Annotated in this window: 11 protein-coding genes; 5 read left to right on the top strand and 6 right to left on the bottom strand. The window is 66.3% G+C overall.

The window, feature by feature from the left end; genetic code table 11:
• Positions 1-25: 25 nt before the first annotated feature.
• From QM707_RS09385 to pepN, 4 genes are all read right to left on the bottom strand, one after another.
• A complete protein-coding gene (locus QM707_RS09385) occupies positions 26-571 on the bottom strand; it encodes an RcnB family protein (protein WP_415001586.1) in 546 nt (181 codons plus the stop codon).
• A 209-nt stretch (positions 572-780) separates the two neighbouring features.
• Positions 781-1,038, bottom strand: coding sequence for a hypothetical protein (locus QM707_RS09380; protein ID WP_415001585.1), 258 nt, complete (start codon positions 1,036-1,038; stop codon positions 781-783).
• A 223-nt stretch (positions 1,039-1,261) separates the two neighbouring features.
• On the bottom strand, positions 1,262-1,432 hold the full coding sequence (locus QM707_RS09375) for a DUF3606 domain-containing protein (RefSeq protein ID WP_415001584.1): 171 nt from the start codon (positions 1,430-1,432) through the stop codon (positions 1,262-1,264).
• Positions 1,433-1,567: 135 nt separating this feature from the next.
• Positions 1,568-4,222 (bottom strand): aminopeptidase N, encoded by a 2,655-nt coding sequence (gene pepN / locus QM707_RS09370; protein ID WP_415001583.1) that lies wholly within the window; start codon positions 4,220-4,222, stop codon positions 1,568-1,570.
• 156 nt (positions 4,223-4,378) lie between these two features.
• On the opposite strand from pepN, the gene QM707_RS09365 reads away from it, so the two are divergent.
• Genes QM707_RS09365 through QM707_RS09355 form a run of 3 tightly spaced genes read left to right on the top strand, consistent with a single transcriptional unit; the run spans position 4,379 to position 8,167 of the window.
• On the top strand, positions 4,379-6,640 hold the full coding sequence (locus QM707_RS09365) for an FdhF/YdeP family oxidoreductase (protein ID WP_415001582.1): 2,262 nt from the start codon (positions 4,379-4,381) through the stop codon (positions 6,638-6,640).
• A gap of 7 nt (positions 6,641-6,647) precedes the next feature.
• On the top strand, positions 6,648-7,445 hold the full coding sequence (fdhD, locus tag QM707_RS09360) for a formate dehydrogenase accessory sulfurtransferase FdhD (protein WP_415001581.1): 798 nt from the start codon (positions 6,648-6,650) through the stop codon (positions 7,443-7,445).
• Between the two features lie 50 nt (positions 7,446-7,495).
• Positions 7,496-8,167: an SDR family oxidoreductase gene (locus tag QM707_RS09355; protein ID WP_415001580.1), complete on the top strand. Its 672-nt coding sequence runs from the start codon at positions 7,496-7,498 to the stop codon at positions 8,165-8,167.
• A gap of 14 nt (positions 8,168-8,181) precedes the next feature.
• Here QM707_RS09355 and QM707_RS09350 read toward each other — a convergent pair whose 3' ends face one another.
• Positions 8,182-8,667 carry a hypothetical protein gene (locus tag QM707_RS09350; protein ID WP_415001579.1) on the bottom strand — a complete coding sequence of 162 codons (486 nt, stop codon included), beginning with the start codon at positions 8,665-8,667 and terminating at the stop codon, positions 8,182-8,184.
• Positions 8,668-8,751: 84 nt separating this feature from the next.
• Positions 8,752-9,459, bottom strand: a complete 708-nt coding sequence (locus tag QM707_RS09345; RefSeq protein WP_415001578.1) for a response regulator — start codon at positions 9,457-9,459, stop codon at positions 8,752-8,754.
• Positions 9,460-9,677: 218 nt separating this feature from the next.
• Here QM707_RS09345 and QM707_RS09340 point away from each other — a divergent pair, with 218 nt between their 5' ends.
• Together QM707_RS09340 and QM707_RS09335 are read left to right on the top strand one after the other, a co-directional pair.
• Positions 9,678-12,518 (top strand): response regulator, encoded by a 2,841-nt coding sequence (locus QM707_RS09340; RefSeq protein WP_415001577.1) that lies wholly within the window; start codon positions 9,678-9,680, stop codon positions 12,516-12,518.
• Positions 12,515-13,480, top strand: coding sequence for a diguanylate cyclase domain-containing protein (locus QM707_RS09335; RefSeq protein WP_415001576.1), 966 nt, complete (start codon positions 12,515-12,517; stop codon positions 13,478-13,480). Before QM707_RS09340 ends, QM707_RS09335 begins: the two co-directional genes overlap by 4 nt.
• The last annotated feature ends 61 nt before the right edge of the window (positions 13,481-13,541 follow it).

The raw sequence follows: 13,541 nt of genomic DNA, 5'->3' as shown, positions 1-13,541 counted from the left end.
TTTCCATTTGCATCGGCCCTGTGGCTCAGCGGAACAGGTTGTAGATCACTTCAGCGATCAGGCCATCGCGGGTGGACACCAGGTAGACGTTGTTGCCGACGCGGTTCCACTGGTAGCCGTACGGGGGCGGGGCCAGGCCGTAGGGACGATAGTCGATGTAGTAGGTATTGCCCCAATAGCCGTTCGGCAGGCGCGCGCCCACGCGATAGCGGTAGTCGTGGTAGCCGCGCGGTGCGATGTAGCGCGGGCCGTCGTAGCGCGTGCGCGCCTGGTAGGTGCGATTGTCGATGCGATCGAAGCGGTTCGGTACGCCGTCGCAGTCGCGGTCGCGACGGTTCTTGCGATCGTTGCGGTCATAACGATCCGGCAGGCCGTCGCAGTCGCGATCGCGCAGGTAGCGGGCGTCGTTGCGGCCATAGCGATTGTCGTAACGGTCGTAGCGGTCGGCGATGCCGTCGCGATCCACATCCGACCAGTACGGGTCGTTGCCGTGTCGGTTCTGCGCCGAGGCGCTGCCGGCGGCGCCGGCCAGGAGCAGGGCGGAGGTAAAGGCGATCACAGTCTTCTTCATGACAAGTCCTCTTGGGAGTGAGCGAAATCCTTTCGCAGGACCGATGATGACGTTGCGCGATTAACGCTTCCTTACCTTTCAGGCCCGCAGGCCTGCTGCTCCGTGAACGTTCATCCGCCGTTGGCCAGGCGAAGGCGAGATGAATTCCGTTGCCGGACAAAGAAAAAGCCGGCACGAGGCCGGCTCTTCCGCTGTCGCCGTTTCCTGCTTCAGAGCGACAGGCTGGCGACGCTCATGCGGTACGGCAACAGGACCGCCTGGACGACCGGGGCGTCCTTGCGCCGAGCGTCGGTGAACGAAACCACGTTGGCTGCCATGACGGCCGGTTCTGCGGCATGACGACTGGCGAGGTACTGACGTCCCTTTTCGGCGCGCGAGTAGAAACCCAGCGGGTCCGACGCGATCAGATGGGAAATACGGGCGTAGTACTGGGCGCGGCGGTCGATGCTTGTGCTGACATACGTCATTGTCTTTCCTCCGGATAGACTGCAAGCGAAACGTAACCGGGTCCGCCCCCTCGCCTCGTTACGCGACTCAAACCTTAGTCAGGGCTTCCTTAACGGAAACCTAAATTTTTGCAACTGAATTGCGGCCGTTCAGTCAGATGATCGGCACGTGAGCTTCGTTCAGCGAATGCTTTCAGGATGAACGGGATTGAGGACCAGGCTCAGCGTCGTTGCGACGTATTGTTCAGGCGGCCCGCGATGACTGCAGCCAGATGCGGACGTCTTCGGCGTCGCGACCGACCTGGGCAATGGCGATTTCGAGCTGCGCCTGGGTGGCATCCAGCACGACATACCAATATTCGGCCTCGCAGGGATCGGAGAGATCCACGCGCTGGTAATGCGCAGGTGCGCGCATCGTGATGTATCCGTCCATCGACCCCGCCCGGCCTTCCATACGCAGGTTCGGATGCGGAAACACATGAAAAGGTTGCAGCCGGAAAGAGAAAGGCGGGCCGAAGCCCGCCTTTCGGTTCGTCAGAGGTGAAGAGCTTCAGCGCTTGCTCTTGCCCTCGTCGTAGAACTTGCGCATGGCCACGCAGCGCACGTCTTCTTCGTGCGAAATCAGCAGTGAGCGCTTCGTGCCGGCCGAGAGCGGGCCGGCGTTGGCGATGGCGCGTTCCAGCCGGGCGACGCTTTCCGATGTGCAGGCCGCCGGGATCATCTGGCCGGCATAGGTGCGCATGAACACCGGATCGGCCTTGGCGTCGATGGCCGCGAGCGTGTCCAGACGCTGCTGCGCGCTGGCCTCGGCCAGGGCGTTCTGGCCGGCCGGGTACAGGCTGCCCATCATCACGCGCAGGCGCGAATAGGGCTCGCTATTGTCCAGCGCCTGCACCTTGGCCAGGGTCTCGGCCTTGGCTTTCGCATCCGGACGGATCACCGTCGCGGCCAGCGCGGACAGTTGGCCGTTTTCGCTGCCGTCCTTGGCCAGCTCCTTCGCGATCAGCTCGAGGCTGCCAGCGGTGTCGTAGCGATTGAGCTGTTCGATGATCGACCAGCGCGTTTCCTGGTCGATCTCGATGCCGGCGTCGACCTTGCCGTCCAGCATGCCGCGCAGGCGCTGCAGGGCGGCATCGCTCGTGGCCAGTTCGATGTAGTTGCTCAGCCAGGTCTTGGCGCGATCGCGATTGGCGCGATCGGCCTGCAGGCCGTTCCACAGCGTTTCCTCGATGCGTGCCTGTAGCCGTCGTTGCGTATCGCTGCCGCTGGCGAAGGTGCCCAGATAAGCCTTGCCGATGCCGATAGCCGTCATCGCCTGGCGCAGCAGGGTGTAATCGCGTTCCTTCGGTGCATTGGCCAGCACGGTTTCGATGTAGTCCTCGAGGCCGAGGCGACGATCGCGCAGGCCATCGTTCAGGCTCTGCCACAGCATCGAGCGCAGCATGGTGTCTTCGATGCCGGACAGTTGCGTGCGCGCCGTGGCGAACGAGACCGGATCGAGCACGACCTTCGTGAAGCCCCAATCTTCGTAGTTCGGATAGACGAGGGCGGGGCAGGCCTTGCCGACCAGGGCGGGAACTTCGGTGCTGGCGCCCGAATAGGTCACCGGCAGCTTCTCGGACAGCACCAGCTTGCCGCCGTCGAGCCCGAACACCGCCACCTGCACCAGTTGCTCGCGCAGCGTGGGGTAGGCGGAAACGGTGGCGGACTGCTTCAGTGCGAAGCGCGAGATCTTGCCGCCTTCGCAGGCGAAATCGGCACTGATGGCGTTCAGGCCCGGCTCGTACAGCCATTGTTTCGCCCACGGCTGCAGATCCTTGCCGGAAGCTTTCGACAGCGAACCGATGAAGTCGTCCAGCGTCGCGTTCTGGTAGGAATACTTGACCAGATAGTCGTGCACGCCCTGGCGGAAGGTTTCCGGGCCGATCATCTGGCGCAACTGGTGCAGGGTCGAAGCGCCCTTGGTGTAGGTGATCGCATCGATGTTGTCGAAGGCGTTCTGCGTGGTCGCGACCGGCACTTCGATCGGATGCGTCGCGATGCTGTCGTCGGTGCGGTAGGCGCCCTGCTTGCTCTGGTACTGCGACAGCCAGGGCTGGTCGAACTCATCGGACTTCGTCGTGCCCAGCGTGGCCATGTAGGACGCGAAACTCTCGTTCAGCCACAGGCCGTTCCACCAGCGCATCGTCACCAGGTCGCCGAACCACTGGTGCGCCATCTCGTGCAGGATCACCGAGGCCAGGCGCTGGCGCTGCACGGTCGTCGGCGGCGTGGTGGAAGTGAAGCGCGTTTCGGTGAACGTCACCGCACCGGCATTTTCCATCGCACCATAGATGAATTGCGGCACTAGGATCTGGTCGTACTTCTTAAACGGATACGGGATGCCGAAGTAGTCGTCGAAATAGGTCAGGCCCTGCTTGGTGTAGCGGAACCAATCCTGCGGATACACCTGCGAGGCCAGCGACTGCCGCGCGAACAGTCGCATCGGGTACTTGCCGCTGTTGTCTTCCCAGACCTTGTACGGGCCGGCGTGCATCGAGAAGTTGTAGGGGCTCAGCTTCGGCGTAGCCGGGAAGGTCCAGCGGCGGGTCGCGCCGAGCTCGTCGATCTTCGTTTCGCGCGTGGTCGAGATGACCTGCCAGTCCTTCGGCGCGGTGGCGGTGAGCTGGTAGGTCGCTTTCAGGTCGGGCTGGTCGAAGGACGCGAACATCTGGTGTGCGGCGGCCGGTTCGAAATGCGAGTACAGGTAGACGCGGCCGTCGCTCTTGTCCACGTAACGATGCAGGCCTTCGCCGTTCGTGCTGTGCTGGCGGCTGAATTCGACGCTGACCGTGTTGCGACCCTTCTTCAGGTCGCTGCCCGAAATGGTGATGAACCACTGGTTGTATTGCGGACGGATCTCACGGCCGTTGACGGTCAGGCGCAGGATGGTCGCCTTGTCCAGGTCCACCGTCAGCGGCGACAGCGTGTCGCTCAGGTCGAAATCGATCTTCGATGTCGCCTTGAAAGTCGGTTCGCCGGTCAGCGTGAAGTCCAGCGCATAGGCGACATTCGAAACGCGGGCGGAACGTGCGGCGGCCGCTTCCTGGCTCAGGAAAGCATTTTCGGCACGCGGCGCGGCTTCCTGCGCCGACAGGGGCAGGGCCAGGGCCAACAGCAGGGCGGCGAGCAACGGGGTCGAACGGGCGAGCTTCGTCTTGGACATGGCAGGCGGTCGGTTCAGGGAAACGGCGATGGTAGCCCCCGCGCGGAACCCGGCCGCTAGCCCATTAGTCATGGTCCGCGTGACGGTCCCCGGGTATTTCTTTGTCTTGGGTGGGTGGATGATGCAATCTGCAGCCCCGAACCCCCGCGTGGCCCGATGTCCGATCGATCGATCAAACCCTACGACAAGCCCGCCGGCGGCTGGGATTCGCTGAAGCGTTCCTGGCAGGCGTTGCGCGACGAGGGCATCGTGACGCGTGGCGCCAAGGCCCTGCTTCGCACCAATCAGAACGACGGCTTCGACTGCCCCGGTTGCGCCTGGCCGGACCGCAATCCGAACTCCACCTTCGAGTTCTGCGAGAACGGCGTCAAGGCGGTCGCCGCCGAGGCGACATCGAAACGCATGGGCGCGGAATTCTTCGCTGCGCATACGGTGACGGAACTCACGGCGCGGGACGATCTCTGGCTCGAAGCGCAGGGCCGGTTGACCGAACCGCTGCGTTACGACGCCGCCAGCGATCGCTATCTGCCGATTGCCTGGGACGAGGCGTTCGCGTCGATCGCCACGCACTTGCGTGGCCTCGCGCATCCCGACGAGGCTCTGTTCTACACCTCAGGCCGTACCTCGAACGAAGCGGCTTTCCTGTACCAGTTGTTCGTGCGTGAATTCGGCACCAATAATTTGCCGGATTGCTCCAACCTGTGCCACGAGGCTTCCGGCGTCGCGCTAGGCGAGCAGATCGGCAGCGGCAAGGGCGCCGTGCTGCTGGAGGATTTCGAGCAGGCCGAGGCGATCTTCATCTTCGGGCAGAACCCGGGCACCAATCATCCACGCATGCTCGGCGAGCTGCGCGCGGCTTCGAAACGCGGCTGCAAGATCGCCGTGTTCAATCCGTTGCGCGAGCGAGGGCTCGAGCGTTTCGCCTTCCCGCAGAGCCCGGCCGAGATGCTGACGGGCGGCAGCACGCCGATCGCCACGCATTATTACCAGTTGCGTATCGGCGGCGATCTCGCGGCGCTGACCGGCCTGTGCAAGTGCCTGCTGGCGAACGGAAGGCTGGATCGCGATTTCATCGAGATGCATACGCTGGATTTCGATGCATTCGCCGCTGCGCTCGAAGCCGAGCCCTGGGGACGCATCGTCGAACAGTCGGGCCTGACACAGGCGCAGATCGAACAGGCCGCGACCGTTTACGACGCCAGCCGCGCGACGATCTTCTGCTGGGGCATGGGCATCACCCAGCATCGGCGCAGCGTCGCCACTATCCAGATGCTGATGAACGTATTGCTGCTGAAGGGCAATATCGGCCGGCCTGGCGCCGGGCCTTGTCCGGTGCGCGGGCATTCGAACGTGCAGGGCGACCGCACGATGGGCATCTACGAAAAGCCCACGGACGAATTCCTCGACCGCCTAGGCGCCGAGTTCGGCTTCGATCCGCCGCGCGAGCACGGGCACGACGTCGTCTCCGGCATCCAGGCGATGCTGGCTGGTCGCGCGAAGCTGTTGTTCGCGATGGGCGGCAATTTCGCCGCCGCGACCCCGGACACGCAGCGCACGGCCGAGGCCTTGCGCCGCTGCGAACTGACCGTGCACGTGTCCACCAAGCTCAATCGCTCGCATCTGGTACACGGGCGCGACGCCTTGATCCTGCCCTGCCTTGGGCGCAGCGAAATAGACCAGCAGGCCGAAGGACGGCAGGCGGTGTCCGTCGAGGATTCGATGAGCATGGTGCATCTGTCGTCGGGCATGAAGGCGCCGGCATCGGAGCATCTCCTGTCGGAGCCAGCTATCGTCGCGCGGCTCGCGAAAGCGACGATGCCGGACAGCCCGACGCCCTGGCTCGAATTGATCGCGCACTACGATCGCATCCGCGAGCGCATCGCGAGGGTCATTCCCGGGTTCGAGGACTTCAACGCGCGGGTTCGTGTGCCCGGCGGTTTTCATCTGCATCACCCTGGGCGCGAACGCGTATTCCCGACGCGCACGGGCAAAGCTCTGTTCTGCGCGCATGCGCTGGCCGATGAAGTCCTGTTCGCGGCGCCGGGTTTGTTCGAGCTGATGACCGTGCGTTCGCACGACCAGTACAACACGACGATCTATGGGCTCGATGATCGCTATCGCGGCGTGCACGGCTTCCGCCGCGTCTGCTTCATCCATCCGGACGACCTGCGCGAACGTGGTTGGAAGGCCGGCCAGCTGGTCGACATCACCTCGGTCTGGCGCGACGGCGCGGAGCGCACCGTGCACGGTTTCATGCTGGTCGAATACGACATCCCGAGAGGATGCCTGGCCAGCTATTTCCCCGAGACGAATCCGCTGGTGCCTTTGGATAATGTCGCCGAACGCGCCGGTACGCCCGCCTCGAAATCCATCCCGGTGCGGCTGGCGCCGAGCGCCGCCGGCACGCTGGCCTCGTGAGTGGGCGATGACCACGCCTGATCGGGCATCGGCCGTCTCCTCGCGCTCGGCCTTGCGCATCGACGGCGGGCAGCGGCATCGGTTCAACGATGTCGTGATCGAGGAGCGGCCTGTCGCGCTGTCCTACAACGGCGTCGCGCATGCGGTGATGATGGCGACGCCGGCCGACCTCGAGGATTTCGCGTTGGGCTTCTCGTTGAGCGAGGGCATCGTTGATTCGCCGGCGCAATGGCGTTTCGTCGAAGCCATGCGTACCGACGCCGGCCTGGTGCTGGAGATGCTGGTGCCGCAGGCCAACTTCGACCGGCTGGCCGAACGACGACGCGCGATGGTTGCGCAGAGCGGCTGCGGCCTGTGCGGCAGCGAGTCGTTGCAAGCCGCGATGCGGCCGGCGCCGCGGGTCGACGCTCGCCGGGCGGTGTCGGTGGACGAAATCCTGCGGGCGGTCGATGCGCTGGCGGCGCATCAGGACCTGAACCGGCAGAGCGGCGGCGTGCATGCCGCCGGCTTCGCGCATGCCGAGGGCCTGCTGGTGCGCGAGGACGTCGGCCGACATAACGCGCTGGACAAGTTGGTCGGTGCGCGCGCGCGACAATCGTTGGGCGAAGGTTTTCTGGTGCTGAGCTCGCGCGCCTCGCACGAGTTGCTGCACAAGGCCGCCACGGCCGGCATCGCCGTGGTCGCGACGATCTCGGCGCCGAGCACGCTGGCGATCGAGACGGCGCAGCGTTGCGGCATCACGCTGGCCTGTTTCGTGCGCGGCAGCCAGATGACGGTCTATTCGCATCCCGAACGGCTGGCATGAGCGCGACGGGTTTTGCGCGATAATCGGATCGGACGACACGGAGATTGCCCATGGCCACGACCCTCATCGCCGGCGCCAATCGCGGCATCGGCCTCGCGCTCGCGCAACGAAGCCTGGAACGCGGCGACGAGGTGATCGCCGTTTGCCGCCAGAGCAACGAGGAACTCGACCGCAGCGGTGCGCATGTCGTGCCCGGCGTCGACGTCACCGACGCGCAGGCCTTGGCCTCGCTTGCGCGCAGCCTGGCGGGCAAGCGCATCGACCGCTTGTTGTTGAACGCCGGCGTGATGACGCGCGAAGCGCTCGGCGGCATCGACGAAAGCGCATTCGACGACATGCGGCGCCAGTTCGAAATCAATTCGCTCGGGCCGCTGCGCGTCGCCCAGGCCTTGCTCGGCAACCTCGGGGAGGGTTCCAAGGTCGGCATCCTGACCAGCCGCATGGGCTCGGTGGCCGACAACGGTTCCGGCGGCTATTACGGTTACCGCGCGTCGAAGGCGGCGGTGAATGCCATCGGCAAGTCGCTGGCGGTGGACCTGCAACCGCGCGGCATCGCCATCTTCCTGTTCCACCCCGGCTACGTCGCCACCGACATGGTCGGCGGCAAGGGCGATCTGTCGCCGCTGCAATCCGCCGGCATGCTGCTCGAACGGCTGGAGGGGCTCGGTCTCGCGCAGACGGGCAGCTTCTGGCACGCCAACGGCAGCGAACTGCCCTGGTAGCACCGCGATCAGGTTCAGACGAAGCGCGAATCTTCCCAGGCCATGCCGCTACGGCGGCGTTCGTGCCGCAGACGCCGTTCCGGCTTCGTGCCCGTGACGCGGAACAGTTCACGGCGATCTTCTCCGTCCCGGCGCGCGCGCTTGCGCTGTTCCGGAACCGGCTGGTAGTAGCACTGGCAATCGATGCGGCGGCAGTGCGGTTGCGCCAACGGCACAGTCTCCGACGTCGGCAGGCGCCGCGGGCCGAACTGGCGCGACAGCGAGCAGTTCGTGCCATTCGATTGCAGTTGCCACAACTGCCCCAGGCCTTTGCCGGCGGCGGCGACCGGATCGGCGACGCGCACGGGGCGGGCGAGCGGGGCGGTGACTACCGGCAATTCCTGCGTGGTGTCCGAGTCGTATCCCAGGCCCTGCGCTTCATCGGCGACGAGGCGGCGGGAAAACACCCAGGCGCCGAAGGCGACGGCCAGGCCGAGGATCAGGAAGAAGATCGCGCTCATTGGAGACTCCCCTAGGTTTCGGCGCGGGGTTCCGCGCCCACGCCTTCAAGCTAGGGGGCAATTGTGGAGCGGCGATGGAGCCGCTCAGTCCGGCAGCACGAACTTGTAGCCGACCCCGTAGATCGAGGTCAGCGGGTCGGCGCCGGGGCAGGCTTCGGCGATCTTGCGGCGCAGGTTCTTGATGTGGCTGTCCACGGTGCGGTCGTTGACGACGTGGTCGTCGCTGTAGATCGCATCGAGCAACTGCGCGCGCGAGAACACTCGGCCCGGTCGCTGGCCGAGCGCGCGCAACAACCGGAATTCGACCGGCGTCAGGTCCAGGCGCACGCCGTTCCAGCGCGCCGCCATGCCGGCTTCGTCCAGGCTCAGGGGCGAGCCCGGTTGCGCGTCGCGCCACTCGATGGAGCGGCGCAGCAGCGCGCGCACGCGCGCCGCCACTTCTTTCGGCACGAAAGGTTTGCAGATGTAGTCGTCGGCGCCGATTTCCAATCCGCGCAGCCGGTCCATTTCCTCGATCCGGCCGGTCACCATGATCAGCGGTACGGTGGAGAAGGCGCGGATCTCGTGGCAGACGGCCAGTCCGTCCTTGCCCGGCAGGCCGAGGTCGAGCAGCACCGCATCGGGACCGTGCGCACGAACCCAATCGGCGACCTCGGAGCCGTCGTCGAGCAGGGCGACGCGGAAGCCGGCGTCGCCGAGCGTCTCGCGCAGCAGCGCGGCCAAGCTCGGTTCGTCCTCGACCACCAGGATGGTGCGCGGGCGTTCCGCCGGCGGGGTTGCGGTCTGGACCATGGCTGGCTTGGGAACTCCTCGGTTCCTCCACGATTGCCGCGCATTATGACCAAGGGCGGTCGGCGCGCCAGCCCGGGCGCCGCCCGCTTCGCCGATGCCATCCACTCGGGCAAGATGCCGACGATGAGGACAGACCTTCGCCGCTCCGATTCCTGCCCGCGTCCGGTGCGACGCGGCGGTGCGTCCGCGCGAAAGTTTCCCGTCCGGGAGGCGCGGTGATGCGTCGTGCCCCGCTGCTCGTCGCGCTGTCCTTCCTGCTGCTGGCGCTGATCCTGGAGGGCGCGCTCGCGCTGTACTGGTCGCACTGGCTGCAGCCCCGCCTGCAGGCGCAGGGCAGGCAACAGGCGCAGGTGCTGGCGCAGTCCCAATCCGTATTGCTGGCGGTCGCCTTGTCGCAGGCGTCGCCGGCCGAACGCGAACGCCGGCTCGACGACACGATGGACCGACTGTTGTTGCTGCACGATGCGGGACAGGACACGCCCTTCTTCACCGGCATCGGCCTCGAGCCCGACTACGGCGCGATCGATTCGCGGCCCGGCAGTCTCGACCGCGTCCTGCCGCCGAAATCGCCGGATGCGTTTCGCGTCGAAACCGAGCTCTATCACCGGGACACCGGCGAGCCGATCGGCAAGGCGCGCTTCGACGTCAGCGGCGATTTCTTCCGCGGCTTTGGCGAGGACGTTAGGCGGCAGCTGACGATGCTGGGCCTGTTCGTCGCCGTGCTGCTGGCCGCGCTGGGCGGCATGCTCGTCACCCTGCTGGGCTTGCTCGAACGCCAGCGCGAACGGCGCCAGCAGGCCGAGCGCGATCTCGCCGGTCGCGAAGCGATGTTCCGGCGCGAACTGCAGGAGGCGAAAGACCAGGCCGATGCCGCGAACCTGGCCAAGAGCCAGTTCCTGGCCAACATGAGCCACGAGATCCGCACGCCGATGAACGCCGTCGTCGGCATGGCGACGCTGCTCGAACGCACGCCGCTGGACCTGCGCCAGCGCGGCCTGTTGGCGCAGCTGCGCGCTTCCGCCCGCTTGCTGCTAGGCCTGATCAACGACGTGCTCGATCTTTCCCGCATCGAGGCGGGGAAGCTGCGCATCGAGCAGGTCCCGTTCCAGTTGAACGACCTGTTCACCGACCTGACGGCGGTGATCGGCGAGCGTGCGCGAGAGAAGAAGCTGGAGGTGTTGTTCTCGATCGAGCCCGACGTGCCGCGCGCGCTGAAGGGCGACCCGACGCGATTGCAGCAGTTGCTGGTCAACCTGGTGACGAACGCGCTGAAGTTCACCGAGCGCGGCGAGATCGTCGTCGAAGTAGGCCTGGTCGAGATGGCGGGCGATTCGGCGCGGCTGCGATTCGAAGTGCGCGACACCGGCATCGGCATCGATCCGCAGACCCTGCCGCGCCTGTTCGATCCCTTCACCCAGGTCGACGAATCGAATACGCGCAAGCACGGCGGCGTGGGGCTGGGGCTGGCGATCTGCAAACGCCTGGTCGAATTGATGGATGGCGAAATCGATGGCGACAGCGAGCCCGGTCGCGGCAGCCGTTTCTGGTTCACCGCGCGTTTCGGGCTCGCCGCAGCGCAGGCCATGCCATCGACCGAACGTCGGCCGGCGGACGGACTGCGCGCCCTGGTCGTGGACGATAATCCGTCCACGCGCGAAGTGTTCGGCAGCATGCTCGAATCCCTGCGCTTCGACGTTTCGCTGGCCGAGACGGCTGAGTCCGCGTTGGCGCGGCTGGCGCAGGATCCGCAAGGTTTCGATCTGCTGGTGATCGACTGGAAGTTGCCGGGCATGGACGGCATCGAGGCCGTGCGACAACTGCATCGCGATGGTATCGAGGTGCCCGGTATCGTGATGGTGACCGCCTACGGCGGTGAAGGCCTGATGCGCGAAGCCGAGGCCGCTGGCATCGACGTCTTCCTGCACAAGCCGGTCAGCCCCTCGGCGCTGTTCGATGGCGCGATGGACGCGCTCGGGCGCGAGCGCGGCAGCCGAATGGCGACGGCGGGGAGCGTGCTCGCGCAGCGCCTGCGATTCGAACCCGGCAGCGAAGTCCTGTTGGTGGAGGACAACGAGGTCAATCGCATGGTCGCCCAGGAACTCCTGGCCGGCATGGGCGTGGACGTGGTTTGCGCCGAGGGCGGTCTCGATGCCTTGCGCATCCTCGGCCAGCGTCGCTTCCGCGTGGTGCTGATGGATATCCAGATGCCCGGACTCGATGGCGTCGAGACCACGCGGCGACTCAAGCGCGATGCGGAACTGCGCGACATCCCGGTGGTCGCGTTGACCGCGCATGCCATGGTCGGCGACCGCCAACGCTTCCTCGACGTCGGCATGGACGACTATCTTTCCAAACCCGTCGAAGAGAGCGAACTGATGCGCGTGCTGGCGCGCTGGCTGCCGCATCACGCGGAGGCCGAACCGGCAACGTTGCCGCCGGACGGCGATGCGGTCGGCCACCTGGCCGCGGCGATCGACGCAGTGCCGGGTGTCGATGTCGCGACGGCGCTGGCGCGCGTCAACGGCAAGGCGGGGCTGTTGTGGCAATTGCTCGACGGATTCCGGCAGCGCCATGCGTCGGCGGCGACGCGCCTGCGCGAAATGATCGATACCGGCCAGACGCAGGCGGCGCTGGATCTGGCGCATACGCTCAAGGGCGCGGCCGCGACCCTGGCGGCGCAGGGCATCGCCGAGGCGGCGGCGCGCGTGGAGGCGGCATTGCGGCGGCGGGAAGACGCCCGGGCCGAGCTCGGCGAACTGGCGACGGCGCTGGCGCAACTCGGCGCGGCGGAATTGCCGCAGGCGCAGGCACGCGCCGATTCGACGGCGGCGGCGGTCGACCCGGACGAGGCGGTCGCGCAGCTGGCCCGCGCCCTGTCGAGCAATAGCCTGGGCGCGCGGCAGGCGTTCGAAACATTGCGGGCGAGCCTAGCCGGCGCCGGCTACGCCGAAAGACTGGAGACGATCGGACGCTTCATCGACCGGCTCGACTATCCTGCCGCATCAGCCGAGCTGCATTCATTGCGTGACATCCTGGCAACCGGGGAGCCGATACGATGAACACGAATCCGAATTCCAACGGCAAGGCGCCCGGCGGGCGCGTGCTGATCGTCGACGACGAGCTGGCCAATATCCAGGTGTTGGCGGAAGCCCTCGGCAGCGACTACGACATCCGCTTCGCCACCGGCGGCGTGCGCGCGCTGGAACTGGCGATGGAGCAGCCGGTCGACGTCATCCTGCTGGACGTGGTGATGCCGGACATGGACGGATTCGAAGTATTGCGCTGGCTCAAATCGGAGGCGCGTACGCGCCATGTGCCGGTGATCTTCGTCACGTCGATGGACGAGAGCGCGGAGGAAGAGCGGGGATTCGCGCTGGGTGCCGTCGATTACGTCGTCAAGCCGGTCAGTCCGGCGATCGTGCGCGCTCGCGTGCGCACGCACATCGAACTCAAGCGCCAGCGCGACCTGCTGGAGGAACATGCCGCGCTCGATGGCCTGACCGGCATCGCCAACCGCCGTCGATTCGAAGCCGAACTCGACCAGCGCTGGCGCGCGGCGCAGCGCGCCGGCGGCGGCCTGATGCTGCTGCTGGCCGATGTCGATCATTTCAAGCAGTACAACGACAATTACGGTCATGGACCCGGCGATGATTGCCTGCGTCGCGTCGCGGCGGCGCTGGCTTCGGCCTTCTCGCGCGGCGACGATTTCGTCGCGCGCTACGGCGGCGAGGAGTTCGTGTTGCTGTTGCCGGCAGGCGAAGCGGGGGCGCAGATCCAGCGCCTGCTGCTGTCGGTGTCGGCGCTGGCGATTCCGCATGCGTATTCGAGCGCGGGCCGTTACGTTTCCCTGAGCGTCGGTGCGCTGGAACTGAAGCCGGCGCCGGGGGATCTTCCGCAGGTCGCGATGGAGGCCGTGGACGGCCTTCTCTACCAGGCCAAGCGCGAGGGGCGGGACCGCTGCGCCTACCGCCTGGCGGGCGAGAGCGAAGTCCGGACGATGGCGCCAGGCGACCCGGTCTAGGCGAGGGCTGGCCCGCATCGCGGCAGCGGCCTCGGAGATTCGCTGCGTGATCCCCAGATGC

The sequence above is a fragment of the Arenimonas sp. genome (assembly GCF_047602345.1).
Taxonomy (GTDB): domain Bacteria; phylum Pseudomonadota; class Gammaproteobacteria; order Xanthomonadales; family Xanthomonadaceae; genus Arenimonas.
Note: the sequence above shows the minus strand (reverse complement) of the source record. Positions and strands in the feature narration are given on the sequence as shown.

Coding starts and splice junctions, on each gene's coding strand:
- QM707_RS09385 (WP_415001586.1), bottom strand. CDS start 571: ATGAAGAAGACTGTGATCGCCTTTACCTCCGCCCTGCTCCTGGCCGGC.
- QM707_RS09380 (WP_415001585.1), bottom strand. CDS start 1,038: ATGACGTATGTCAGCACAAGCATCGACCGCCGCGCCCAGTACTACGCC.
- QM707_RS09375 (WP_415001584.1), bottom strand. CDS start 1,432: ATGCGCGCACCTGCGCATTACCAGCGCGTGGATCTCTCCGATCCCTGC.
- pepN (WP_415001583.1), bottom strand. CDS start 4,222: ATGTCCAAGACGAAGCTCGCCCGTTCGACCCCGTTGCTCGCCGCCCTG.
- QM707_RS09365 (WP_415001582.1), top strand. CDS start 4,379: ATGTCCGATCGATCGATCAAACCCTACGACAAGCCCGCCGGCGGCTGG.
- fdhD (WP_415001581.1), top strand. CDS start 6,648: ATGACCACGCCTGATCGGGCATCGGCCGTCTCCTCGCGCTCGGCCTTG.
- QM707_RS09355 (WP_415001580.1), top strand. CDS start 7,496: ATGGCCACGACCCTCATCGCCGGCGCCAATCGCGGCATCGGCCTCGCG.
- QM707_RS09350 (WP_415001579.1), bottom strand. CDS start 8,667: ATGAGCGCGATCTTCTTCCTGATCCTCGGCCTGGCCGTCGCCTTCGGC.
- QM707_RS09345 (WP_415001578.1), bottom strand. CDS start 9,459: ATGGTCCAGACCGCAACCCCGCCGGCGGAACGCCCGCGCACCATCCTG.
- QM707_RS09340 (WP_415001577.1), top strand. CDS start 9,678: ATGCGTCGTGCCCCGCTGCTCGTCGCGCTGTCCTTCCTGCTGCTGGCG.
- QM707_RS09335 (WP_415001576.1), top strand. CDS start 12,515: ATGAACACGAATCCGAATTCCAACGGCAAGGCGCCCGGCGGGCGCGTG.